Source organism: Pseudonocardia sp., from assembly GCF_050246655.1.
Lineage (GTDB): Bacteria > Actinomycetota > Actinomycetes > Mycobacteriales > Pseudonocardiaceae > Pseudonocardia.
Window position 1 is genome coordinate 93,439 of record NZ_JBFWVQ010000002.1, and the last position, 24,276, is coordinate 117,714.

General features: G+C 73.1%; 19 protein-coding genes. 6 read left to right on the plus strand and 13 right to left on the minus strand.

What is annotated here, in order from left to right:
- Positions 1-14 precede the first annotated feature (14 nt).
- The 4 genes from AB7J25_RS01190 to AB7J25_RS01205 all read right to left on the minus strand — a co-directional run bounded on the left by AB7J25_RS01190 (position 15) and on the right by AB7J25_RS01205 (position 5,914).
- Positions 15-1,085 (minus strand): glycosyltransferase family 4 protein, encoded by a 1,071-nt coding sequence (locus tag AB7J25_RS01190; RefSeq protein WP_428504026.1) that lies wholly within the window; start codon positions 1,083-1,085, stop codon positions 15-17.
- Positions 1,082-2,692 (minus strand): O-antigen ligase family protein, encoded by a 1,611-nt coding sequence (locus tag AB7J25_RS01195; protein WP_428504028.1) that lies wholly within the window; start codon positions 2,690-2,692, stop codon positions 1,082-1,084. The genes AB7J25_RS01190 and AB7J25_RS01195 overlap by 4 nt, the downstream gene beginning before the upstream one ends.
- On the minus strand, positions 2,685-4,169 hold the full coding sequence (locus tag AB7J25_RS01200) for a hypothetical protein (protein WP_428504030.1): 1,485 nt from the start codon (positions 4,167-4,169) through the stop codon (positions 2,685-2,687). The genes AB7J25_RS01195 and AB7J25_RS01200 overlap by 8 nt, the downstream gene beginning before the upstream one ends.
- A gap of 113 nt (positions 4,170-4,282) precedes the next feature.
- Positions 4,283-5,914 carry a lipopolysaccharide biosynthesis protein gene (locus AB7J25_RS01205; RefSeq protein ID WP_428504032.1) on the minus strand — a complete coding sequence of 544 codons (1,632 nt, stop codon included), beginning with the start codon at positions 5,912-5,914 and terminating at the stop codon, positions 4,283-4,285.
- A gap of 248 nt (positions 5,915-6,162) precedes the next feature.
- Here AB7J25_RS01205 and AB7J25_RS01210 point away from each other — a divergent pair, with 248 nt between their 5' ends.
- Both AB7J25_RS01210 and AB7J25_RS01215 read left to right on the plus strand, forming a co-directional pair.
- Positions 6,163-7,380, plus strand: coding sequence for a hypothetical protein (locus AB7J25_RS01210; protein WP_428504034.1), 1,218 nt, complete (start codon positions 6,163-6,165; stop codon positions 7,378-7,380).
- Positions 7,377-8,483, plus strand: a complete 1,107-nt coding sequence (locus tag AB7J25_RS01215) for an Ldh family oxidoreductase (RefSeq protein ID WP_428504036.1) — start codon at positions 7,377-7,379, stop codon at positions 8,481-8,483. The genes AB7J25_RS01210 and AB7J25_RS01215 overlap by 4 nt, the downstream gene beginning before the upstream one ends.
- Before the next feature lie 16 nt (positions 8,484-8,499).
- Here AB7J25_RS01215 and AB7J25_RS01220 read toward each other — a convergent pair whose 3' ends face one another.
- Positions 8,500-8,970 carry a MarR family transcriptional regulator gene (locus AB7J25_RS01220; protein WP_428504038.1) on the minus strand — a complete coding sequence of 157 codons (471 nt, stop codon included), beginning with the start codon at positions 8,968-8,970 and terminating at the stop codon, positions 8,500-8,502.
- A gap of 61 nt (positions 8,971-9,031) precedes the next feature.
- Between AB7J25_RS01220 and AB7J25_RS01225 the strand changes: the two genes are divergently transcribed.
- Positions 9,032-10,279 carry an FAD-dependent monooxygenase gene (locus AB7J25_RS01225; protein WP_428504040.1) on the plus strand — a complete coding sequence of 416 codons (1,248 nt, stop codon included), beginning with the start codon at positions 9,032-9,034 and terminating at the stop codon, positions 10,277-10,279.
- On the opposite strand, the gene AB7J25_RS01230 is transcribed toward AB7J25_RS01225, so the two are convergent.
- Both AB7J25_RS01230 and AB7J25_RS01235 read right to left on the minus strand, forming a co-directional pair.
- The gene (locus AB7J25_RS01230; RefSeq protein WP_428504042.1) at positions 10,263-10,703 is read right to left on the minus strand and encodes a Rieske (2Fe-2S) protein; all 441 of its coding nucleotides are present in this window, start codon (positions 10,701-10,703) and stop codon (positions 10,263-10,265) included. The two genes, AB7J25_RS01225 and AB7J25_RS01230, sit on opposite strands and share 17 nt — an antisense overlap.
- Complete coding sequence (locus AB7J25_RS01235) at positions 10,700-11,797, minus strand: amidohydrolase family protein (RefSeq protein WP_428504044.1); 1,098 nt, start codon at positions 11,795-11,797, stop codon at positions 10,700-10,702. Before AB7J25_RS01235 ends, AB7J25_RS01230 begins: the two co-directional genes overlap by 4 nt.
- A 143-nt stretch (positions 11,798-11,940) precedes the next feature.
- On the opposite strand from AB7J25_RS01235, the gene AB7J25_RS01240 reads away from it, so the two are divergent.
- The 3 genes from AB7J25_RS01240 to AB7J25_RS01250 all read left to right on the plus strand — a co-directional run bounded on the left by AB7J25_RS01240 (position 11,941) and on the right by AB7J25_RS01250 (position 16,205).
- The gene (locus tag AB7J25_RS01240) at positions 11,941-12,942 is read left to right on the plus strand and encodes a DUF1932 domain-containing protein (RefSeq protein ID WP_428504046.1); all 1,002 of its coding nucleotides are present in this window, start codon (positions 11,941-11,943) and stop codon (positions 12,940-12,942) included.
- Between the two features lie 144 nt (positions 12,943-13,086).
- On the plus strand, positions 13,087-14,703 hold the full coding sequence (locus tag AB7J25_RS01245; RefSeq protein ID WP_428504048.1) for a hypothetical protein: 1,617 nt from the start codon (positions 13,087-13,089) through the stop codon (positions 14,701-14,703).
- 68 nt (positions 14,704-14,771) lie between these two features.
- Positions 14,772-16,205, plus strand: coding sequence for a hypothetical protein (locus tag AB7J25_RS01250; protein WP_428504050.1), 1,434 nt, complete (start codon positions 14,772-14,774; stop codon positions 16,203-16,205).
- Between the two features lie 48 nt (positions 16,206-16,253).
- On the opposite strand, the gene AB7J25_RS01255 is transcribed toward AB7J25_RS01250, so the two are convergent.
- The 6 genes from AB7J25_RS01255 to AB7J25_RS01280 all read right to left on the minus strand — a co-directional run bounded on the left by AB7J25_RS01255 (position 16,254) and on the right by AB7J25_RS01280 (position 24,045).
- The gene (locus tag AB7J25_RS01255) at positions 16,254-17,438 is read right to left on the minus strand and encodes a hypothetical protein (RefSeq protein WP_428504052.1); all 1,185 of its coding nucleotides are present in this window, start codon (positions 17,436-17,438) and stop codon (positions 16,254-16,256) included.
- 50 nt (positions 17,439-17,488) lie between these two features.
- Positions 17,489-18,943 (minus strand): hypothetical protein, encoded by a 1,455-nt coding sequence (locus AB7J25_RS01260; protein ID WP_428504054.1) that lies wholly within the window; start codon positions 18,941-18,943, stop codon positions 17,489-17,491.
- Positions 18,944-19,042: 99 nt separating this feature from the next.
- A complete protein-coding gene (locus AB7J25_RS01265) occupies positions 19,043-20,197 on the minus strand; it encodes a hypothetical protein (RefSeq protein WP_428504056.1) in 1,155 nt (384 codons plus the stop codon).
- 32 nt (positions 20,198-20,229) lie between these two features.
- Complete coding sequence (locus AB7J25_RS01270; protein WP_428504058.1) at positions 20,230-20,997, minus strand: RraA family protein; 768 nt, start codon at positions 20,995-20,997, stop codon at positions 20,230-20,232.
- 63 nt (positions 20,998-21,060) lie between these two features.
- A complete protein-coding gene (locus AB7J25_RS01275; protein WP_428504060.1) occupies positions 21,061-22,500 on the minus strand; it encodes an HTTM domain-containing protein in 1,440 nt (479 codons plus the stop codon).
- A 75-nt stretch (positions 22,501-22,575) separates the two neighbouring features.
- The gene (locus tag AB7J25_RS01280) at positions 22,576-24,045 is read right to left on the minus strand and encodes a hypothetical protein (protein ID WP_428504062.1); all 1,470 of its coding nucleotides are present in this window, start codon (positions 24,043-24,045) and stop codon (positions 22,576-22,578) included.
- Positions 24,046-24,276: the final 231 nt, after the last annotated feature.

Consider the following 24,276-nt stretch of genomic DNA (forward strand, 5'->3'; position numbering starts at 1 on the left):
CGGGGGCATCCTATTCAGCGGTGGGTGAGCAGCTCGCGGTAGAGGGTGTCGAACCGGTCCCGCACGACCTCGACGTCGAACCGTTCCCGGGCGGTGGCCAGCGCGGCATCGCCCAGCCGGTGGCGGAGATCGGCATCGGTTGCGACCGACCACAGCGCCTTGGCCAGGGCGTCCACGTCGTCCGGTGGGACGAGCAGCGCCGAGATCCCGTCCTCGACGAGGTCCGGGATGCCGCCGACGGCGGTGGCGACCACGCAGATCCCGCGGGCCATCGCCTCCAGCACGGACATCGGCTGGCCCTCGTTGCGCGACGGGAGCGTGAGCACGTCCGCGGTGGCGAGGAGCTCGCGCACCTCCTCCGGGGTGAGCCACTCGCGGATCGTCACCGACCCGCCCAGGCCCAGCCGGGCGACCGCCTCCCGGGTCCGTTCCACCTCGTCGTTGCCCGCGAGGGTGAGCCGGGCGCCGGGTTCGTCCGCGACGACGCGAGCCCAGGCGTCCAGCAGCACGTACGTGCCCTTGTCCGGGTGCATCCGGCCCAGGTAGACCACGTGCGCGGGGCCGTCGCGCCGCTCCAGCGCGCCGACGATCGGGATCCCGTTGGGCACCGACTCCAGCCGCGCGGACGGCTCGATCTCCCGCAGCCGCTCGCTCCAGCCGCCACCGAGCGCCACCAGGCGGTCCGCGGCGGCGAGCGTGCGCCGGATGTACCACCGCCCCGGCGCCGGCATCCGGTCGTAGAACACGCGGAACATGCCGGCGTGGACGTGCAGCACGACCGGCACCCGGGCGGCCTTGGCGAGCCACAGCAGGACGGACTTGCGGGCGAAGCTGCCCATCTTCCCCGAGTGCAGGTGCACCAGTGCCGGGCGGCGGGCGACCAGCAGCCACGCGTACCGGGCCAGGCCGCGGGCGAACACGCCCAGCCGCGCGGCCGCGGAGCCCGCGCAGTGCGTCTCGACGTAGACGACGTTCCACTCCCGCCACAGCGACGTGTCGCGCATCGTGCGCACGAACGTCGTCATCCCGCCGGGGGTGGCGACGCTCGTGGACGCCCAGACCACCGGGCCCCGTGCTCGCGTCACCGGGCGCCCACCCAGCGCAGGTAGAGCTCCTCGTCCTCGGCCAGGTGCACGCCGCCGGGCTCGGGCGCCCGCTCGGGGACCGGTGCCACCTGAGGCCGGTCCGCCGTGCCCACCACGACACCCATGAGCAGCCAGGCCATCGCGTTGGCGAACGACAGGAACCGCAGGTCGACGGTGAACCCGACGATCGTCCAGAGCACGCCGAAGCCGGCGAACATCGCGATGAGCTCGCGCCCCACGAGCAGGTCGCGCCCGGGCCGGGCGAGCTTCACGGCGGTGCGGAGCTTGCGCCACACCAGGATCAGGATCGGCAGCCACAGCGCCAGCCCGACGAAGCCCAGCTCGGTGGTGATGCCGAGCTCCATGAAGTGGGCCTCGATGCCGTAGCCGCGAAACCAGGGGATCTCCTGGGACCACTGCTGGTGGTGATAGGTGTTGACCTTGTCGAAGCGGGCGATGCCCCAGCCCGCGATCGGCTTCTCCCCGATCGCCCAGATCGCCGTGGCGATCATGTTGAGCCGGTCCTGGATCTCGTAGGACGAGAGCAGGCCGCCGGAGTTGCGGTCGTCGGTGAGCAGGACCGGGGCGAACGCGACCATGGCCACGACGCTCGCGCCGAGCATCGACGCACAGATCGCGCGCACCCGCGGGACCAGGAACACCGCACCGATCAGCACCAGGGCGAACACGAGGTACACGACCCGCGTGCGGGTGAGGTAGATGGCGTAGAGGCTTACCACGGCCATGGCGTAGAGGAACACGCGCGGCAGTGGCCGGGTCGACGGTGTCCGCGCGATGAACAGCGCGATCACGAAGCCCAGCACCAGGACGTAGCCGTTCTCGACCGGGTTGCCGAACACCCCCAGCGCGCGGTTGGACCAGGACGCGGACGCGCTGTAGTTCTCGAACGTCGCGGGCCAGGCGAGGCCCTTCGCGTGGAACTGGAGGATGCTGTGGGCCACCGAGTAGACCCACACCCCGACCAGCGCCCACAGGAAGACCGTGATCGTGCGGTCGTTGTCGATGACCGTGCGGCCGACGATGTAGAGCGTGAACGGCACGAAGACGCCGAGCAGGATGAAGTAGTGGGCCGGAGTGCCGTCGCTCTCCGGGTACGGGTGCGGGAGCACCGCGGAGAAGATGCACCACAGCACGAACATGGCCATGAGGCCCTCGACGGCCCCGAACTGCGGGGCGCGGCTGCGCCGCCGCGACAGCGCCACACCCGCGGCGCCGAGCACGCCCGCGAACGCGAACAGGTACGGCTCGGCGGGTAGCGCCTCGACCCGCAGGCCCTGGCGCAGGAACAGCGTGAAGACCAGCAGCAGGACGGCGATCGTCGGGCTGTTCAGCCCGGCGAGCACGAGTGCGGTGCCCACCCCGACCGCGGCGATGCCCAGCCCGGGGCCCACCGTGCCGGGCACGACCACGATCGCCGCCGCGAGCAGCACGATCGCGACGAGCACGACACCGGTGACCCGCACCCCCGACCCGCGGCTCCCGTGCTCGTAGCGCGAGGCCATGAACCCGCCGTCCGGGCCGTTCCACTCCCCCACCGGCGCGGGCCTCTGGCGCGGCAGCGCCGGGGGGGAGATGGTGTCAGGCACGGGCCTCGACCTCGTCCGGGGCCACCGCCACGGAATGGGTCGGCGCGCCGTTCGTGGCCTGGCGCGGGGACGATGAGACAGGTGCGGCCGCCCGCGGCAGGGACGCGCCCTCGGCCGAGCGGCCCAGGACCGCACCGAGCATCTGCACGTGCACCCGCTCGAGGCGTTCGCGGGCCTCGACGGCGTCCGAGGACTTGGTGACGCCCTCCTCGATGACGAGGATCGTGCGGTCCGCCGAGGCGCAGATGACCTGGGCCTCCGCGGCCTCGATCACCGGCGGGGCGTCGATGACGACGAGGTCGGCCAACCGGCCCGCCTGCTCGACGACGTCCACGAAGCGATCGGGGGCGAACAGCGAGTAGGGGTCGTCGCGGGCCGTGCCTGCGGGGAGCACGAGCATCCCCGACAGCGCGTCGCGCACCACGATCGGCTGCAGCCGCACTCCCGGGCGGCCGGCGAGGAACTCGCCGAGGCCGGGGCGGCCGGGGTAGCCGGGGTGGTGGCGGCCGGGGTCGAGGTCCGCCCGGATGAGCAGCGTGCGCTGGCCCTGCTGGGCCCTGTAGAACGCGACACCCTCGGCGACCTGCGCCGACAGCTTCGCCGACCGCACCGCCGTGACGGCGAGCGTGGCGGGCTGGCTCATGTCGCTCAGGCTGACGACGTTGGCGAGGCCCTTGAGCTGCTCGGCGCGCTGCGCGGTGCTCGTGTCCGAGCTGCCGCCGCCGACGACGGCGAGGGTGTCCAGGCCGACGCGCTGGCGCACCTCCTGCGGCGAGGTGATGCGGTTCTCGGCACCGGCGAGCGCCAGCGCGGCCGCGACGCCGAGGATCAGCCCGCCGAACAGCGCCAGGACGCCGTTGACGACCGGGTCCGGCGACGTCGACGAGACGGCCGGGGTGAGCTGGAGGTCCTTGAGCTGGCGGCCGATCGCGTCGGTCTGGACCTTGAGGATCTGGTCCTGCAGCGAGTTGATCTGGGTGGCGATGACCTGCTTCTCGGCGTCCGGGGTCAGCGGTCGGGCCAGCGCGGTCTGCGCGGCCTCCAGCTGGGTGCGCAGTGCGGCGATCGTCGAGTCCGCCCCGGCCTGGATACCGGCGTTGACCTGCTCGCGGAACGTCTGCGCGATCGTCTTCGCCGCCGTGCCGGCGAGTTGGGCGTTGTCCGCCGTCGCGTCGATGTACACGATCGGGCTCGACGCCCCGGTGCGGGCCTCGAAGCTCACGTCGGAGAGGTTCGCCGCCTGCAGCAGCGCCTCCTGTGCCGACTCCTCGTTGATGTACTCGACGTAACCCTGGGCGAGGACGGCGTCCTCCTCGGCCCGCGCCCCCGAGGAGACGATCAGGGTGGACGTGCCGGTGTAGGTGACCGGGGACGCCAGCGAGTAGGCGACCGCGCCGACCACCGCGATCACGGTGATGGCGACGATCAACCCGATTCGGCGCCGCACCCGGTCGAGCTGCACCTGCAGCGGACTCATCGGCATTCCTCCACGAATTCCTCGTTCACGGACGACCCGGGGCGCGGATGACGCCGGCCGTCCCCCAAGGACGGGGCACAGCATAGGCCGCATGGACCTATCGCCGACCGCGCCTACCGTGTTACCGGGCCCCGCCGGGCGCGACCTGGGAGAACCCTCGCGACGTAGGTCCGGCTGACGCCCAGCAGCCCGAGGACCGCGATCGGGTCCAGCAGCCGCAGCACGGCGAAGTAGATGGCGAGGAACGCGAACACCTCGCCGCCGAGGATCGTGACGCCGAGGACACCCGAGAAGTCGTCGACGTCGATCACGAGCCGGTCCAGCAGGCCGATGATCGCGAGCCCGGACGCCGATCCCACCAACGGCGGGACGAGCAGCCGCATCAGCTCGCGCCCCGAGTAGCCGATCACCGAGCGGGCCAGCACCATCGCCATCACCGCGAGCGTCATCTCCGTCGCCGAGATCGCGAGCCCGACGGCGAACAGCCCGAACGGCAGGGCCACGAACACCAGCCCCAGCCCGAGCACGAGCTGCACCACCGACACCCGGTTGAGCAGCCGGGACCGCCCGCTGCCCTTGATCACCTCGTTGGCGGTGGCCTTCAGCCCGATCGTGGCGCCGTAGCCCGCCATCGCGACGAGGAACATCCCGGCCTCCCGCCAGCGCTCGCCCAGCAGGATCACCACGGCGGGCTCGCCCACCGCGATGATCAACGCCGCGACGGGGGCCGTCGCGATCCACAGCCAGCGCAGCGAGCGCAGGAAGGCCTGCTTGAGCCGCAGCGGGTCGTCCGCGAGCCGGGAGAACGCCGGGAACAGCACGTAGGAACCGACCTGCACCACCGCCTGCGTGGGCAGCAGGCCCACCCGGCGGCCGTAGCGGAACTGGCCCAGCGATGCCGCGCCGAGGAAGCGGCCGACGAGCGCGGCCTGTCCGGCGTCGCGCACCTGCCAGACCACGCTCTGGATGAGCAACGGGTAGGCGAAGCGCGCCAGCTCGCGCCACAGCCGGTACGACGGGCGCCCCTTCCCCGGCCGCCACCGGCCCAGCGCCCACGTGCCGACCAGCCACACCGCCATCGAGAAGTAGTTGCCGATCGCGAGCGACCACACCCCGAAGCCGAGGTAGGCGAGCAGCACGGCCATCGCCCCGAACGCGATCGACCGCGCCGGGTCCACGATCATGCGCCGCTTGAAGTTGAACTGGCGCTGCAGCAGGCCGTCCGGGACGTTGGTGAGCGCCTGCATGAGCAGCATCCCCGACGTCACGGCGGCGATCTCCCCGGCCAGCGGGCTGGAGAAGAACCACGCCACGAGCGGCGAAGCCGCGAGGGCCCCCAGGCTCATCAGCACGCCGGTGGCGGCGGTGGCCCAGAACACGGTGTCCGCGGAGTCCTCGAGCTCGGTCTGGCGCTGGATCAGCGCGCCGCGCAGCCCGCCCTCGGCGAACATCACCAGGAACCCGGTGAGCACGGTGCCCGCGGCGTAGATGCCGATCTCCTCGGGCGAGAGCAGCCGGGCGAGCGCGAGCGTCGTCACCAGCGAGGTGACCTGGACGAGCACCAGCGTGAACGCGGAGATGGTCGCGCCGCGGCGCAGCGTGCGGCCGAGTGGCCCGACGGGAGGGCGCTCGGAGGTGGCGGTGGGCGCCGCCGGGACGCCCACCGCGGACGCGCCGCCACCGGTCACCATGGCCGGCTCGGTGGCCGGCTCGGCCGGCTCGCGGCGCACCTGCTCGCTGTCCATTCGGTCCCAGGGGTCCAAGCGATCCGGCGCCCGCCTCGGGGGTGGGGGCGCGTCGATCCTCTGGCGGAGGGGCCGGGGCGACCCGGCCGGGGGCAGACTACCCACAGCCCGGATGCCGCCCGCCCGGGCCGCCCTCCCCTCCACGCCCCGCCCCGCCGTCCGGGCCCGCCACCCGGCTGGCCTATCGTGGCCCGGCCGGCGGGCCGCCACGGCACCCGGCGACGACCCCGGCCGGACGAGGATGGCCCATGACAGTTCCCGTGATCGTGCTCGGCGGCGACACCACCGCCCTCTCGATCGCCCGCAGCCTCGGCCGGCGCGGTGTCGACGTGTACGGCGTCGGCGTGGCGGCCTGGGTGGGCGCCTCACGACACCTCACCGCGCTGCCGGTCGCGGTGGCGCCGGGCACGCCGCCCGAGGACGCCTGGGCGGAGCTGCTGCTCGGGCCCCAGGTCCCGGCCCGCCTGCACGGCGCGGTGGTGCTGGCCGGAAGCGACGTCGGGCTCACGGCGATCGCGCGCCACCGCGACACCCTGCTGGGGCGCTACCTGCTCGACGACTCGGACGTCCCGGCGCAGCTCACGATGCTCGACAAGCTCGCCACCTATCGCCGCGCCCGCGAGGCCGACGTGCCCACGCCGCGGTTCTGGGAGGTCGACGACCCGGCGGACCTGGAGCGGCACCGGCCCGAGCTCGTCTACCCGCTGATCGTCAAGCCGCTGCTGTCGCACGAGTTCAAGGCGCGGTTCCCCGGCATCCGCAAGTTCCGCCTCGTCGAGGACTGGGCGGGGCTGCACGAGGCGTTCGCCGAGCTGCACGGGGCCGGCGTGGCCGTGATGCTGGTGGAGCAGATCCCGGGTTCGGACGAGCAGCTGATCAGCTACGCGACCTACCTCGACGAGGCGGGCGACCCCACCTACGACTTCGTGAAGCGGGTGATCCGCCGCTTCCCGCCGGGCGAGGGCCTGGCCTGCCACCACACCACCGTGTACGGCACCGCGGAGGCCCGTGAGGTCAAGGAGCTGGCCCTGCGGCTGTTCAAGCACGTCGGGGTGCGCGGGGTCGCGCACGTGGAGTTCATCCGGGACGTCCGCGACGGGCGGCTCAAGCTCGTGGAGTGCAACGCCCGGTTCTCCGCGGCCGACCCGCTGCCCACGGCAGCGGGGCTGGACCTGCCGCTGCACGTCTACAGCCGGGTGCTCGGCACGCCGCACGCGATGCCGGCGTCCTACCCGGACGGGCTGCACATGATCTATCCCACCGACGACCTCCGGTCGTTCCTCGCGCTGCGCCGCCGGGGCGAGCTGACGACCGGGAGGTGGCTGCGCAGCCTGGCACACCGTCAGGTGTTCCCGGTGCTGCGGGCGGAGGACCCCGCCCCCGCGGCGGCGCGGGCGTGGGCCCGGGTGCGCAAGACGTTCGGGAAGACGGCCAGGACGCTCGCCCGCATGCTCCCGCGGCGGTGAGCGGCGCGACCAGCGACCCGTCGGTCGCGGGCCACCTCGTCGACGTCGACGCCGCCGCACTGGAACGGGCCGTCGCCGCGTGCTTCACGGGCTTCGGCGTCCCCGCAGCGGACGCCGCGCTCGTGGCCGAGGTGCTCGTGTACGCCGACCTGCGCGGGCTCACCGGCCACGGCGTCTACCGCGCACCCGCCTACCTGGAGCGGGTCCGCCGCGGCCTGGCGGGCGGGACCCGGGACATGGCCGAGATCGGCGGCGTCGGCGCCGCCCGCCGCATCGACGCCGGCCACGCGCTCGGCCCGGCGGCGGCCACCCGGGCGGTGGACCGCGCCACCGAGCTCGCCCGCACCCACGGCGTGGGACTGGTGGCGCTGAGACGCACCACGCACCTCGGCGCGGCCGGTTTCTACGTCCAGCGCGCGGCCCGGGCCGGGATGGTGGCGATCGTCACGTCCAACGGGCCGAGGGCCGTGGCCCCGCACGGTGCCGCGGAGGCGTTCCTCGGGACGAACCCCCTCGCCGTCGGGATGCCGCTGGGCCGCCACGGCGAGCTGGTGCTGGACATGTCCACGGCCGCGATGCCGCGCGAGCAGATCCGCATCGCCGCCGCCGCGGGTCGGGAGATTCCGCCCGGCATGGCCGTCGATCCCACGGGACGCCCCACCACGGACGCCGCGGCGGCGATGGCGGGCAGCGTCCTGCCGGTCGGCGGGGTCAAGGGTTCGGGGCTCAGCCTCGTCGTCGCGCTGCTCGCCGGCCTGGTCTGCGACGCCGAGTTCGACGACGAGATCGGCTCCATGTACTCCGACTTCGACCGGCCCCAGAACCTCGGGCAGGTGTTCGTCGTGATCGATCCGGGGCTGCTCGGCCCGCGCGAGCACGCACTGGCCCGGGTGGAGGCGTTCGTGGACCGGCTGCATGCGCTGCGCGTCGCCGAGGGCGCGGACGGCGTGTGGTTCTCGGGCGAGCGGGGCAGCGAGCGGGCCGCCCGGCGGCGCGCCGAGGGCATCCCCTTGCGCCCCGCCGTGCTGGAGGACCTCGCGCAGGCCTGCGAGACGCAGGGCCTCGCCGCCGAGGCGGCCGCGGTGCGAGCACTCACCGGCTGAGCGTCCCGCCGCCCGGTCAGCCCTGCCCCGCGTCCAGCCGGGTCGCGTGGGCGCGGATGCGCGCCGCCACCGCCTCCAGGTAGCGGGTGATCACGTCACGCTCGGCGTCGGTGAAGCCCGCCACCAGGTCGTCCAGGTCGGCGACGAGCGGGGCGAGCACCCGCAGCAGGCGTGCGACGGCCGCCCCGTCCGGTTCGAGGACGACGCGGCGGCGGTCGCCCTCCGCGCGGCGGCGGTGCAGGTGCCCGGCGCGTTCGAGCCGATCGGCGAGCTCCGTGCCCGAGCCGGTCGAGATCCCGAGCCGCCCGGCGAGCTCGACGGGCCCCATCGGGGTGCCGGCGAGGTGGCTCATGGCATGCAGGTCCATCGGGCGCAGCCCGAGGTGGCGGGCCAGGGCGAGCTCGAACTCGCCCTGGGCGACCAGCACCTGCCGCATCCGCGCCGTCGGCTCGGACGCGGCGAGGCCGGGTTGCGCTCGCTCGGACACGGAGGCATCCTACTGAGCAGATATCTCGTTTTCCGAGCTACTCGGTATCGGAGGAAAATCCATGGACGAGCAGGACTGCGTCGTCGTGGGCGGCGGGCCTGGCGGCGTGGTCCTGGCCTACCTGCTTGCGCGCGCCGGACGGCGGGTCACGCTCCTCGAGGCGCGCGGGGACTTCGACCGCCGCTTCCGGGGCGACGCCCTCGCTCCCGCCGTCCTGGACTTCCTCGACGCCCTCGGCCTCGCCGACGAGATACTCGCCCGTCCGCACTCCACCGCGACGGCGTTCACCTGGCACACCTCGCGGCGGGCCTACCGCGTCGCGGACTACTCCACCTCCAGCACGCACCACCCGCACTACGTGCTGATCCCCCAACCGGAACTGCTCGGCCTGCTGGCCGAGAAGGCCGCCGGGTTCGGCGGGTTCACCCTGCGCACCGGTGCCCGGGTCAACGGCGTGCTCATGGACGCCGGCCGTGTCACCGGCGTGCGCTACCGTGCCGACGGGGCACATCACGAGGTGAAGGCCCGGCTCGTCGTGGGCACGGACGGCCGGTTCTCCCAGATGCGCAGGCTCGGCCGATTCGAGTCCGAGGAGCTCGGCGCGGGCCTGGACATCCTGTGGTTCGAGGTGCCGCGCCACCCGGACGACCCGCCCCAGTCCGGGCTGGACTACCACTCGCTGCCCGGGCGGGCGCTTGCCGTCCTCGGCCAGGGACGGACGTGGCAGCTCGGCTGGGTGATCCCCACCGGCTCCGTCGACGAGGCCCGCACCGAGGGGATCGGCCCGCTCGTGGACGCTGTCCACGAGCGCCTGCCGTGGCTGGACGAGCGGATGGCCGCGCTCACCGACTTCACCCAGCTCACGCTGCTCAACGTACGGATCACCCGGCTCGCGCGCTGGTACCGGCCGGGTCTGCTGCTGCTCGGCGACGCCGCGCACGTCATCTCGCCGGTGGGCGGCAACGGGATCAACCTCGCCATCGCCGACGCCGCCGACGCCGCGAACGTCCTCGCGCCGCTGCTGCCGGACGGGTCCCCGGAGGCCCTCGACGCCGCGTGCGCCGGGATCGAGGCCCGCCGCCGCGCGGTGAGCGACGCCGAGCAGGACGACCAGGTGCGCGCGGAGCGCGGCACGCTCGAACGCCTGCGCCGCGGCGACCCCGAGCCCGCGTGGCCGCTCAAGGTCGCGGCCGCGCTCCCGCCGCTGGCCCGCGCGGTGGGCCGGCGCAACGCCACGGGCATCGCCATCCCGCCGCCGAGCGCGCTGGTGCTCGGTGGTCCGGCGGGCGGGCCTACAGGTGCAGCGTGACGATCCCGTCGTCCACCGTGACGGGGAACGTGGGGACGCTCGGGTCCTCCTCCGGCGGCGCCGCCGGGTCCGGGTGCTCCACGCTCACCTCGAACGTGCGCACCCGCGTGCGGTGCGGGTTGAAGATGCTGCGCCCGGTGGTGACGTCGAACTCCCAGCCGTGCCACGGGCAGGAGAGGATCTCGCCCTCGCGCCCCCACAGGTACTCCCCCGGCGCGGACGGCAGCGCGGTGCCCTTCAGCGAGCCCTGGCACAGCGGCGCACCCTGGTGCGGGCAGATGTTGCGCAGCGCGTAGAAGCGACCGTCGACGTTGAACACGCCGATGGTGCGGCCGCCGACGTCGACGATCTTGCGCTCGCCCGGCGGGATCTCCGAGACCTTCCCGACGACGAAGGTCCGGTCGCGGGTCGGCGCCGCGCTCATCGGGCGAGGCCGTAGAACTCGCCGGCGTTGTCCACGAAGATCCGCTGCCACAGGTGGTCCGGCAGCTGCGGGAACGCGCGGCGCGGGGAGTCGAAGTCCCAGTGCGGGTAGTCGCTGGAGAACATCAGGATGTGCTCGGCGTCCAGGGCGTCCAGGATGGAGAGCAGGTGCTCGTCCTTGGCGGGGCGCTCCAGGGGCTGGCTCGCGAGGCGGACGTGGTCGCGCAGGTACTCGCTGGGGGGCTTGCGCACCCACGGGATCTCGCGGCGCAGCGCCTTCCAGTACGAGTCCAGCCGCCACATCAACGGAGCCAGCCAGGCGACGCCACCCTCGAGCAGGGCGATGCGCAGGCCCGGGAACCGCTCGAACACCCCCTCGGTGAGGATGCTCACCAGGTGGCTCTGGAAGGCCAGCGACATCGAGCAGTGCCACTCGATGTAGTGGGTGGGCATCCCGGGCGAGACCTGGATGTTGACGCCCATCCCGTCCGTGCCCGGGTGGATGGACAGCGGCAGGCCGTGCCGCTGGCAGGCCTCGTAGATCGGGTGGTAGAAGCGCTGCCCGAACGGGAAGCGGGCCCCGGAGTCCGTGGTGACCTGGACCATGTGCGGGTGGCCCGCCCACTTCTCGATCTCCTCGACCGCCCGCTGCGGGTCGTGGTGGTTGATCGAGATCGAGCCCTTGAAGGCGCCGTCGTGGTTGGCCTTCTCCAGCCACTCGGCGGCGAGCCACTCGTTGAACGCCGCGGCGATGGCCGAGCCGTAGTCCGGGTCCGGCTGGATGTTGCAGAACGTGCGCGAGACGAGGATCGGGTGGCTGACCCCGTACTCCTCCATCAGCTGCTTGCGCAGGAAGTCGGGGTCCGAGCCCTTGGGACCGCCGTCCGGGGGGACGCTGTCCAGCCGTGAGCCGTGCACCGGGTTGTTGAAGAAGGCGCGCCGCTCGCCGTGGTACATGTCACGGAACGGCATCGGCAGGTACTGGCGGATCTCGTCGACGTGGCGGGGCACCGGATGCACGTCGGTGTCGATGATGCCGGTGCGGGGGGGTTCGCCACCGGCCTCCCGCTCGATCGTGTCGGTCGCCGTAGTCACGTGGATCGTCTCCCGTTCCGCTCTCCAGCACGCATCGTTCGTCTGGTCATCGTAGCGAGGGGCCCCGGCGCTACCCGCCGGCACGACCCCCTGCACGTCGTGCTCATCACGTCCGAAAGACCCTGACCTGGCAGAGTGCGCGCATGCACAGCAGCGATCCCGCCGGACCCGCGGTCACCGTGGGGATGCTGCACCCGGGGGTCATGGGATCGGCCGTGGCGGCCACGGCCCGGGCGGGCGGCGCGCGGGTGCTGTGGTGCCCGCGCGGGCGAAGCGACGCCACCCGCGCCCGCGCCGAGGCGGCCGGGCTGGAGGCCGTCGACGACCTCGGGGAGCTGCTCGACGCCTGCCGGATCGTCCTGTCGATCTGCCCGCCCGCCGCCGCCGAGGACCTCGCCAACGACGTGGCCGCCCGCGGCTATCGCGGCGTGTTCGTGGAGGCCAACGCGATCAGCAGGGACCGCATGCTGCGCATCGCGGACCGGGCGACGGCGGCGGGCGGGCACGTCGTCGACGGCTCGATCATCGGCCCGCCGCCGAGGACGGGCAGCAACACCGCGGGCACAGCGGGCACCGGCAACACCGCAGCCACGGCAAGCGCCGCAGGCACGGCGGGCACCGGCGACACCGCAACCACCGGCAACACGGCAAGCACCGGCACTACTGCACGCACCGCGGGCTCGACGGCGCGGCTCTACCTCTCCGGGGCCACCGCGGACACCGGGGCCGTCGCCGCCCTGTTCCCGGCGCCGTCACCGCTGGAGGTCGTCGTCCTCGGGGAGGCGCTGGGCTCGGCGAGCGCGCTGAAGATGGCCTACGCCGGATACCAGAAGGCGGCCCGGACCCTCGCCGCCGTCGCGCACGCGCTGGCGGCCCGCCACGGGGTCACCGAGGCGCTGCTCGCCGAGGGCCGCCGCCTCACCACGTCACCGCTGGCCGATCCGCACTACCTGCCGAGCGTCGCCGCGCGGGCGTGGCGCTGGGAGCCGGAGATGCACGAGGTGGCCGACATCCTCGCCGCCGAGGGCCTGCCCGACGACCTCGCACTCGCCGCGGCGACCGTGCTGGAGCGCTGGGAACCCGACCGCGACCACCCCCTCCCGCTGCGCGTGGTCCTCGAGCAGCTCCACGACCGGCAGGCGTGACTCCACTCACGTGATCATGGCGGAGGCAGTACCTCCGATCGGGTGACCACACGGACGGCGTGGCGGCGTAACAGCCCGGTGTTCTCAGCGATTGCTCAGGTGACATCGAGGACCCATCCGGGCCGGGACGTGCGAGGAAACCACATGAACGAGCGGGCGCAGCACCACCTGGCGCCGTGGGACGGGCTGAAGGCCCCGAGCCCGGCCATCCCCGCCCAGCGCCCGGTGCCGCCCGCGGAGACGGACATCGTGCAGGCGTCGGAGTCGGACACCGTGCAGCTGCAGGCCCGCCGTCCCGCCGCGAAGGAGCCGCAGCGGGCCGCCACCTCCGGCGCGAGGACCGCCGCGGCCGGACGCGGCTTCACCCCCGCCCGGCTCGTCACCCGGTCCGCCTGGTCGGTGTGGGCGGTCACGTTCGCCGTCGGGGTCGTCGTCTTCGAGTGGCAGGCCGTCGTCCCGCTGTTCTCGCTGCACACCCTGAGCGGCGTCCTCGCCTGCTTCGTGCTGCTGCGCCCCAGCGCCGTGTGGCGCACGATGCTGCTCTGCGCCGTCGAGGCCGTCGAGCTGATCGCGCTGCTGCCCAACCCGTACAGCGCCTCGCTGCTCATGCACCTCTCGGCGGTGGCGCTGACCGTGTGGTACGGCGTCGAACTGCTGCGCACCCGCACCCTCGTGCACGACCGCGGCGCCGTCTTCGAGCGGATCGCGCCCTTCCTGCGGTGGGGCTTCCTGCTCGCCTGGTTCTCCGACGCGATCTCCAAGCTCAACACCGGCTTCCTCGCCACGATCGGCAGCTGCGCGCCGGACGTGCTCGACGACATCCCGATCGTCCACACGCCGCAGAGCCTCTACGGCGCCGTCGCGATCGTGACGCTCGTCCTGGAGTTCGCGATCCCCACGCTGCTGCTGATCCGCGCCACCCGCGCCATCGGCGTCGTCCTCGCGATCGGCTGGTACCTGATCATCGCCGCGGGCGGCAACCCCGCCCACTCGGCGATCATGCTGAGCTTCGTCCTGCTGTTCGTCCCGCCTGCGGTGCTGGTCGCGGCCGGCGCGCGGATGCGGCTGATGGGCAGGCGGCTGGGCCGCGGGCCGCTGCGCGCCCTCGCGGACTCGCCGTGGGCGCCCGCGATCCTCGCCGCGGTCTGGCTCGCCGGCCTGACCGTCGCCGCGCTGCTGCCCTTCGAGCTGTCGGTCCGCCTGAGCCGGTGGTCGGCGATCCTGATGACGGCCGCGTGGCTCGGCCTGTGGATCTACCTGCTGCTGGCCCAGCACCGCCAGTGGCTCACCGGCGGGGACCGCTCCACCTCGCTGCGGGTCCGCGACGGCGTCCTGATCGCCGCGCTCGGCGTGATCCTGCTGAACATCGCGAGCCCGTACCTGGGCTACAAGACGGACGGCTCGTTCAGCCAGTACGGCAACCTGCGCACCGAGGCCGGGCACTGGAACCACCTCGTGATCCCGGAGGCCGTCCGCATCGTCGACGCCCAGGACCACCTGGTCCGCCTGGTGCACGCGACGGGCGACCACGAGCTGCTCAAGCTCGTCGACGCCAACGCGGGCAGTCAGTTCGTGCTGCTGGACGCGAAGCGCCTGCTGGCCCCCTACCCCTACGCGACCCTCGACTACGAGCTCGACGGCGTGATGCACCACACCGACAGGCTCGGCAAGGACCCCAACCTCGGTGGCGGCGTGGACTGGTTCACCGACCTCGTCGGCCGCTTCCGCCGCGTCCCGCTCGCCCCCACCTGCCAGTTCTGAGCCCGTCCCTGAGCGATCCCCCGCGCTCTGCCCCGGACCCACCGGACGGGTCCGCGAAAGGACCCGTCATGGCCCGCCACGCCGCTCCCCGACGCCGGATGCTCGCCGCCGCCGCGCAGGTGTCCGACCCGCAGCTGCGCTCCACCTACTCCACCTGGGTCGTGGCCTTCGCCGTCGGCGTGGTGGTGTTCGAGTGGCAGGTCGTCATGCCGGTGATCTCGGTGCAGACCCTGAGCGGCGTCCTCGCCTGCTTCGTGCTGCTGCGCCCGGGCGCGGTGTGGCGGCTCGCGCTGCTGTGCGCCGTGCTGGCCGTCGAGTTCGGGTCGCTCCTGCCCAACCCGTACAGCGCCGGGCTGCTGCTGCACCTGTCCGCGGTGGCGCTCAGCGGCTGGTTCGCGTTGCGCCTGCTGCGGGAGCGGGCCATGCCGGACCACGCCGAGATCGTGGCGCGGGTGCTGCCGTTCCTGCGCTGGGGGCTGCTGCTCGCGTGGTTCTCCGACGCGATCTCCAAGCTCAACACGGGGTTCCTGTCCTCGGTCGGCTCCTGCGCGCCGCACGTGCTGGAGGAGCTGCCGCTGCTGCACATCGGCGAGGACCTGTACGGCCCGCTCGCGATCACCCAGCTGCTGGCCGAGTTCGCCATCCCGCTCATGCTGATCTTCCCCCGCACGCGCACGGCGGGCGTCGCGCTCGCCGCCGCCTGGTACGCCCTCGTCGCGCTGGGCGGCAACCCCGCCAACGCGGCGCTGATGTTCGCGTTCGTGCTGCTCTTCCTGCCCGCCGCCACCCTGTCGGCGGCGGGCGCCCGGCTCCGGGAGACGGGCCGCACGCTCACCACGCCGCGGCTGCGCACCCTCGCCCGCTCCCGATGGGCGCTGGCCGGGCTCGCCGCGGTGTGGATCGCCGGGCTGACGGTGAACGAGGCCATGCCCTACGAGATCGCCGTGCGGCTGAGCCGCTGGAGCGCCATCGCGATCGTCGTGGCCTGGATCGGGCTGTGGGCGACGCTGCTCGTGCGGCTGCGGCCGGGACCGGGCGACGCCCACGCGCTCCGGCTGCGCGACGGCGTGCTCGTCTGCGCCCTGGCCCTCATGGTGGCGAACTCGCTCAGCCCCTACATCGGCCTGAAGACGGACTGGTCGTTCTCCCAGTACGGCAACCTGCGCACGGAGGCCGGGCACTGGAACCACCTCGTGCTGCCCGAGGCGATGCGCGTGTTCGGCAGCCAGGACCACCTGGTGCGGCTGATCGCCGTCGACGGCGACGACCGGCTCGCCGGCCTGGCCGAGCGCAACAGCGACAACCTGCTGGTGCTGCCCGACGCCCGCCGCATGCTCGCCGCGTACGACCAGGACGCGTCGGTGTACTACGAGCTGGACGGCGTGCGCCGCTTCGCCCTGCGGCTGGGTGAGGACCACGTGCTCGGCGGCGGCGTGTCCCCGTTGACGGACCTGCTGGGGCGGTGGCGGCGGGTGCCCCTGGAGCCGACCTGCCAGTTCTGAGCTGCCGGTTCTGAGCTGCCGGGTTCTGGGCGCGGTCGGCCGGGGCGCTCAGCGCCGGAAGTGCGCCCGCAGGAAGGGCGCCACCCGGGAACGGGCCTTCGCGAAGGCGGGACCCGGGTCGTCCCAGCGGAAGAACGGCCAGACCTGGGGGTGCGCCATGTCCCGCAGCCACTCGCCCAGCGTGAGTTCGCCGCGGGCGCGCAGGATGCGGTACGAGCGCCAGTCGTTGAAGGGATAGACCATGCGCTGCCCCGGCTCGTACGTGGCGGGCAGCGGGTAGGGCTCCCCGAGCACCTGGAAGTAGACGTGGCGGGCCATGTCGAACCCGGCGGCGCCCCACAGCGCTGCGGCGTCGGTGAAGCGGGCGTTGGACTCGATCAGCTTGAGCCCGCCGTCGCGGACGTCGCGCTTGAACTCGGCGTTGGCCACGCCGACGAGCCCGACGTGCTTGAACAGCCGCAGTGCCACCTCCTTGACCTCGGGGTTCCAGTCAGAGAGGTGGTGGCTGCCCAGGCCCATCCCGGGTGGGTAGCGACGCAGCGTGCGCTTGGTGAAGTCGAACATCGGGCTGCCCGACGCGTCCAGGTAGGTGTTGTAGCTGCACAGCAGCGTGTCCGGGCCGGGGATGCGCTCGGTGAGCATCACGGCGAGGCCCGCCTCCGTGACCTCCCGGTGGACCCGGCGCAGCTCCGCCCAGTCCTGCGCCACCCGGAACTTGCCCCACGCCGGGAGCTTCGCCTGGTACCGGTGCGACAGCAGCGGCTTGACGATGAGCGGGTAGACGTACTCGGCGCGCTGCCGTTCCAGGTCCGCCGGGTCGTCCACCGTCCAGTAGCGGGGCGTGGGAACGTCCGCGGCGGTGGCGTGGCGGTAGGTCGAGAGCTTGTCGAGCAGGGACAGCTGCGCGTCGACGTCGGAGATGTCGAGGCCGTAGCGCTCGCCCAGCTCGGCGCGGTGCCGGGCGATCACGGTGATGCCGACGTCGCTGCCGGCGAGCAGGACGGCGCCGTGCAGGCCCGCCGCCCGCGGGCCCAGCAGGAACTCCGCCCAGCGCTCCTCGGGCTCGCCGTGCTCGGGCACCCGAAGCGACGTCAGGAACCGGGAGGCCGCCGCGGCCATGTGCACACCGAGGCCGTACACCCGCACGCCGAGGGCACCGAGACTGCGCGCGATGAACACCGCGTTGGCCGCACCCCCGGCGACGATCACCGGGGGGCGCGACGGTGTGGTCATCGGCGGGCCTCGGTGTTCACGGTGGCCGATGGTATCGACCACCATCACGGTCAGTGCTGGCAGGTGCTCCCGCTCGGATAGGGCCGCGCAGCGCCGTACCACTCCTCGGCGAAGGTCAGCGGACGGCCCAGCACGGGATCGGCGGACACCGGCGAGGCGACCCGCACGACGCCGTCGAGCGTGTAGCGGACCGTGGCGTCCGGGAACTCCTGCGCGATCCGCCGCGCCCCGAGCAGGACGACGTGGCCGGCACCGTTCTCGACGATGGCGACCTCCATGGCCGGGTCGTCCGTGGCGAGGAACGCGACGTCGCCGCCGTCGAGCCAGCCGAACACCCGCACCTGTTCGGGGACGATCAGGTGGTTCCAGTGGCCGGGCTCCGTGCGCAGGTTGGAGAACATCGTGAACGCCGCCCGGCTCTTGACGCCGAGGTAGGGCATGGCCGCGTTGACCACGAGGACCGCGATGCCGAGCCACATGACCACACTGCGGACGCGCAACCGCGCGCGTGGCCCCGGGGCGGGGATCCAGTGACTCCGCAGGCGCAGGAGCACCACCCCGGTGAAGGCCATCCAGCCCACGCATAGCAGCACGGCGCCCCACTGGCGGGCCGCCGCGAGGGAGCCGGGCAGGACCGGGGCCAGCCCGTAGCGCACCGCGACCCAGGCGGCCCCGGCCAGGATCGGGGCGAGCATCGGCCGGGCGGCGGCCGCGGAGATGCCGTCCAGGAGCGGCGTCGGGAGCATCCGCCGGGCCGTGACGACACCGCGGGCGAGCACCACGGGCGGCAGGAACAGCACATAGAAGGCCCACGCGAACCCGGAGAACCAGGAGTGCCCCGCGAAGGCCGACACGGCGTGGAACCCGAACGCCAGCACGATCGCGTACGGGCGGGTGCGGTGGAACAGCAGCAGCACCGGGATCGCGAGCTCCAGTGCGATCGTGCCCCAGACCGCGGCCGGGGCGAGCATCTGTGGCACGACGATCGCGGGGACGGACTCGAGGATCCAGACCGCGCACGAGGTCACGACGTCGGTGAAGCCGCTGTTGAGCTTCGCGAACGCGGCGAACGCCCACGTGAGGATGAACGCCACGCGCAGGTAGGGCGCGATCCGCCCGTAGAGGACGGCCGGGTCGCGCGCGATGTGCGGGGAGCGGATCCGCAGCCCGATCCACCAGGCGCCGAGCGTGGCGCCGAGGATGCCGACGAGGACCTGGTGGTTGACGGGGTTGGGCAGCCGCGAGAGGCACTCGACGAGGAGCGTCCCGAGCAGCAGGACGAGCCGGGCGGGCGACGCCGGCCGGACGAGGACGGCGAACGCCGCCACCACGACCGGCACCGCCACCCACGTGGGGAACGTGCTGTTCCACTCGTGAACGAGCGCGCCGATCGCGAGCGCGACGGCGAAGACCGCGAACGCGACGCCGTGGAACGCACTACCCGGCGGCCGCTGCGTACGCGGAACCAGCCGGTGCCGGCCGGTTCTGGTAACGGTGTGTGTCATCGGGAGCCCCCGTTCGGGTTACTCCCTCATCGCAGCGACGGCGAGCGTCGTTACTGATCCTTTGCCTTGGCCGAACCCCGGATCCGCCCCGGGGCCGGCTCAGGCGTTGATCTCCGCCTGCGCCGCGAGCCGCACGAGGAGCTCCCGGGCGACGTCCACCTGGCCCGGCTTGCCGTGGTAGTGCATGGCGAGCCCGGGAGTGGTGTTGACCTCCAGGACCCGGCCGCCACCCTCGGCGAGCGGCACGGACGGATCCGGGGTCAGCACGTCCACGCCTGCCCAGCGGACGCCGACCAGCGCCGCGGCCTGGGCGGCCTCGGCCACGATCGCGGCGCACAGCTCGTCCCGCGCCGGGGCGTTGGTGTCGGCCGCCGAGGCGTTGATCGTGGTCTTGATCCGCACGATCCGCCCGACCGCAGGCACGGACGACGCCGCGAGCCCCTGGTCGGCCAGCGTGCGCTCGGAGTCCAGGTCGTACTTCACCAGGGACTGGCCGATCACCCCGCCGGCGCGGAGGCGGTCCGCGTTGACCTTCTCCATCAGCTGCTCGACGGTGGACTCGCCGTCCCCGACGACACTCGGCACGCCGCGCCGGATCGCGTCCACGAGCTCGCCGTCGAGGAACAGCAGCCGGTAGTTGCCGCCCTGGACCTGCCGCTCGATCAGCAGGGGCACGTCCGCGAGCTGCGCGTAGGTGGCGGTGATCCGCTTGACGCGCCCGGCGCTGCGGGCGCGCCGGCTGGAGCGGGCACCCACCTGTGCGGCCTCGGCGGCGGCGCGCACGAGGTCGCGCGGCGTGCGCACGAGGGTGGTGACGCCGCTGCCCGCCGAGCTGTCCTGGCCCGGCTTCACCACGCAGTCCCCCGGCGAGGCGGCGAGGAACCGGAGAGCCCCGTCGAACGTGGCGAGGGTGAAGGTCTCGTGCTCGGGCGCGGCGAGGCCCGCCTCCCCCAGGAGTCGGTGCACCAGGATCTTGTCGCCCGCGCGCTGCAGGACCTCGCGGCCGTCGATCGCGCAGTGGGTGTTGCGCACCCGGGTGGTGAGCGCGCCGAGGGTGACCTCCAGGTAGCCGTTCTCGACCGGACGGACGTCGGCGCCGAGGCCCGCGGCCACCTCGTGCCACAGCGAGCGGTAGTAGGCGTTCTGCTGCTGGCGCTCGGTACGCCGGATCGTCGAGACACGCTGGCGGACGATCCCCCGGGTGAGGTCGGCCGCGGCGCGCAGCCGCACCGCGGCGCCGGTGGTGGTGGGCATGTGTCCTGTCGTGGCTTTCCGGTCGTGAACGGTCACTCGGCGCCGTCGCCGTAGGGCTCGACGGGGCAGCCCTGGGCGGCGAGCTGCACGTCGACCCAGGCGTTGGAGAACTCACCCCGCTGGACGGCCTCGACATAGGCCTGACCCGACTCGGCCTTGGACCGCAGGCGTTCCAGGAGGTCCTTCGCGATCCCCTGCGGCACGACGACGACGCCGGCCTCGTCCGCGACGACCACATCGCCCGGGTTCACGACGACGCCACCGCAGGCGACCGGGTAGTTGATCTCACCGGGCCCGCGGTGCAGCGGCCCCATCGGGGTGGTGCCGCGGGCGTAGACGGGGAAGTCCAGCGGCCGCAGGTCCGGCAGGTCCCGGATCAGGCCGTCGATGACGAACCCGGCGATCCCGCGGTGGCGGGCCTTCGTGGAGATGATGTCGCCGAGCACGGCGTTGGAGCGCCCCACCCCCGCGTTGATCACGACGACGTCGCCGGGGCGGGCCACGTCGAGCACCTTGTGCACCATCAGGTTGTCGCCGGGGTAGGTGCGCACGGTGCACGCGAGGCCGACGACGGGGCCGCCGGTGAGCAGGGCGATGTCCGGGTCGATCGCGTAGAGCCGGTTGAGCAGGTCCGAGATGTCCGGGGTGCCGAACTCCGCGAACCCCTGCACCGTCTCGGCGTCCATGCGCGGGAAGTCCAGGCGGATCCGGAAGCCGGGCCCCGGGTGCAGATCCGCGGACTGCGGCTTCGCCGATCCCGTGCCTGCACCCGACTCCGCCGCGGTCGACGTACCGGTCACGCCTCATCATCCCCTGTCGTGTCTCGACCCGTCGTGCGTGCGCCCGTCACGGTACGGGCACGCTCAGTGTTGGCAGGTGCCGCCCTCCACGAAGGGACGCAGCGCGCCGAAGTACTCCTGTGCCGGCGAGAGTGGCAACCCCAGGACCGGGTCCGACGACACCGGCGCCGCGACCCGCTCGACCCCGTCCAGCGTGTAGTGGACGGTGGCGTCCGGGAATTCGTCGGCGATCCGACGGGCGCCGAGCAGGACGGTGTCCTCGGCGTCGAGCGCCTTGATCTTGCGATCCAGCACAGGGTCGTCGGTGGAGATGAAGTGCACCTCCCCGTCCTGCCAGTCGAAGACCCGCACCGACTCGGGGATGAGCAGGTGGTTCCAGTGCCCCGGCTCGGTGCGCACGTTGGAGAACATCGTGAACGCGGCCCGTGTCTTGAGGCCCACGTAGGGCATGGCAGCCGTGAAGGCGACCAGGCCGATGCCGAGGATCATGACCACGCTCGTGACGCGCAGGCTCGCCCTGGGCGCGCGGGGGGCGGGCAGCCAGTGCGGGCGCAGCCGCAGCAGCAGCCATCCCGATGCGAGCATGAACGTCACACAGAGCAGCAGGGCGCCCCAGTGCCGGGCCCCGCCACGCAGCGAGGCGGGCAGCATCCCGATCGCGACGTAGCGGCCGAGCACCCACACCGCGGCGAGCACGGCGACCGTGAGCACCGGGCGGGCGATCGCCGCCGCCACCGCCCCGCGCATCCGCTCCGGCACCGAGCGGCGGGCGAGCACGACGCCGCGGGCGAGCACGGCGGGCGGCAGGAACAGGATGTACATCGACCAGGCGAACCCGGAGAACGAGGAGTGCCCGGCGAAGCAGGACACGAGGTGGAACCCGAACGCCAGCACGATGGCGAAGGGCCTGGTGCGGTGGAACAGCAGCATGGTCGGGATCGACAGCTCCAGCGCCATCGTCCCGTAGATCACCGCCGGGTGCAGCGGCGTCGGGACCGTCACGAACGGGATCGACTGGAGGATCCAGACCGAGCAGGTGGCGGCGACGTCGGTGAAGCCGGTGTTGAGCTTGGCGATCGCGGCCGACGCCCACAGCACGATGAACGACACCCGCAGGTAGGGCGTGACGCGCACCCACATCGCCGCGGGGTCGTTCGCGATCTCCGGGTGGCGCAGCCGCGTCCACACCCACCACGGGCCGAGCGTCAGCCCGAGGATCCCCATGAGGATCTGGTGGTTGATCGGGTCCGGCAGGGCGGTGAAGCACTCCAGGCCGAGCAGGGCAAGGAGCGTGACCAGCAGGGCCGGCTTCGTCGGCCGCAGGATCACCGCGAACGCGACGACGGCGATCGGGATGGCGACCCACCACAGCGCCGTGCTCTGGAACTCGTGGACCAGGGTCCCGATCGCGAAGGCCACCGCGAACACGGCGTACGCGACGCCCGCGAACGCGGTGCCGCCTACGCCGGCGATGTCCCGCCTGCGATCGACAACGAGGTCCATCGGTGCTCCTTACCACTCCGGTAGATCAGTTCCGGTAGATCAGTCCCTGGATCAGTCCCAGGATCAGTCCCAGGATCAGTGCTGACAGCGGGGGCCGTCGGTGTAGGGCCGCATCGCCCCGAACCACTCCTGCTCGGGCGAGAGCGGCACGCCGATCACGGGATCGGCCGACACGGGCGAGGCCAGCCGCTCGACGCCGTCGATGCGGTACCGGACGTCCGCGCCCGGGTGGGCCTCGACCAGGCGACGGACCTCCAGCAGCGGGAGCCTGCGGTCCCTGGAGTAGTCCTCGACGGCGGCGTCGAGCTCGGGTTCGTCCGAGCCGAGGAACTCCACGACGCCGTCCTGCCAGTCGAACACGCGCATCGCCTCGGGCAGGACGAGGTGGTTCCACTGGCCGGGCTCGGTGCGCACGTTGGAGAACATGGTGAGCGCGGCGCGCGTCTTCAGGCCTACGTAGGGCATGAGCGCGGTGAGCACGAGCAGCCCGACGCCCAGCAGCATCAGCGGCTGCGTGACGCGCAGAGAAGCCTTCGGACCGGGTGCGGGCAGCCACTCGCGGCGCAGCGTCCACAGAAGCCACCCGCAGACGCCCATCCAGGCCGTGCACACGACCGCGGCCGTCATCCAGTGGGCCCGCCACTGCAATCCGGCGGGCAGCGCCGCGATGGCCAGCGTGCCTGCGGCCCAGGCGACCGCGACCACCACGAGGGTGGAGGCGGTACGCGCCTGCCGGCGCACCCACCCGCGCACGACCGCGTCCGGCAGTGCCGCCCGGGCGCGCTGCGTGGCCGCCGCGATCATCGCAGGCGGCAGGAACAGCAGGTAGAACGACCAGGCGAACCCGGAGAAGGAGGCGTGCCCGGCGAACGCCGAGACCAGGTGGAACCCGAACCCGAGCACGATCGCGGCCGGGCGCGTGCGGTGGAACAGCAGCAGGAGGGGGATGGAGAGCTCGAGCGCGATCGTCCCGTAGATCGCCGGGGCGTGCAGCACCGCGGGCAGGTGCACGAGCGGGATCGACTCGAGGATCCACACCGCGCACGTGCCGGCCACGTCGAGGAAGCCGGTGTTGAGCTTGGCGAGCGCGGCGAACGCGAAGGTGGTGATGAACGCGAGCCGCAGGTAGGGCCCCACCCGCGCGTACAGCTCGGCCGGGTCCTGCGCGATCTCCGGGCTGCGCAGGCGCAGCACCAGCCACCACGGGATCAGCGTGACGCCGAGGACACCGACGACCACGAGGTGGTTGACCAGGTCCGGCAGGTCCGCGACGATCTCGACGAGCAGCGCGGCCAGCAGCAGCATCAGGCGCCCGGGCGCGGTGGGCCGCAGCAGCACGGCGACGGCGGCCACGGCGGTGAGCACGCCGACGGGCCCGCTGACGACCGCGGCCTGGGTGCCCTGCCAGGCGTGGATGAGCGTCCCGAGCGCGAACGCCGCCGACCAGGCTGCGAACGCGACGCCCTCCGGCGCCCGCGGCAGCGCCGTCGCCGCGGGCGTTGCCGCCCGGCGGCGGATGCGGCCGGTGCCGGCGTCGAAGACCATTGCTCGTCCCCCTCCTGCGAGCGACGGCGGATGCTATCGCCCGTTCCGACTGTCGACGGGGAGCGTTCGCCGTTACAGATCCCGCCCGGCAGCACGCCGCCCCGGCAGGCGACAACGCCGTCGAGCGCATCGCACGGTGAGCGTCTGTCCCTGCCGAGCCCCCCGATCGGCACAACGAGGGGGCGGTGACCGGCGTTGCCTCGACGCACGCGGAGCGCAGGAATGTGGACC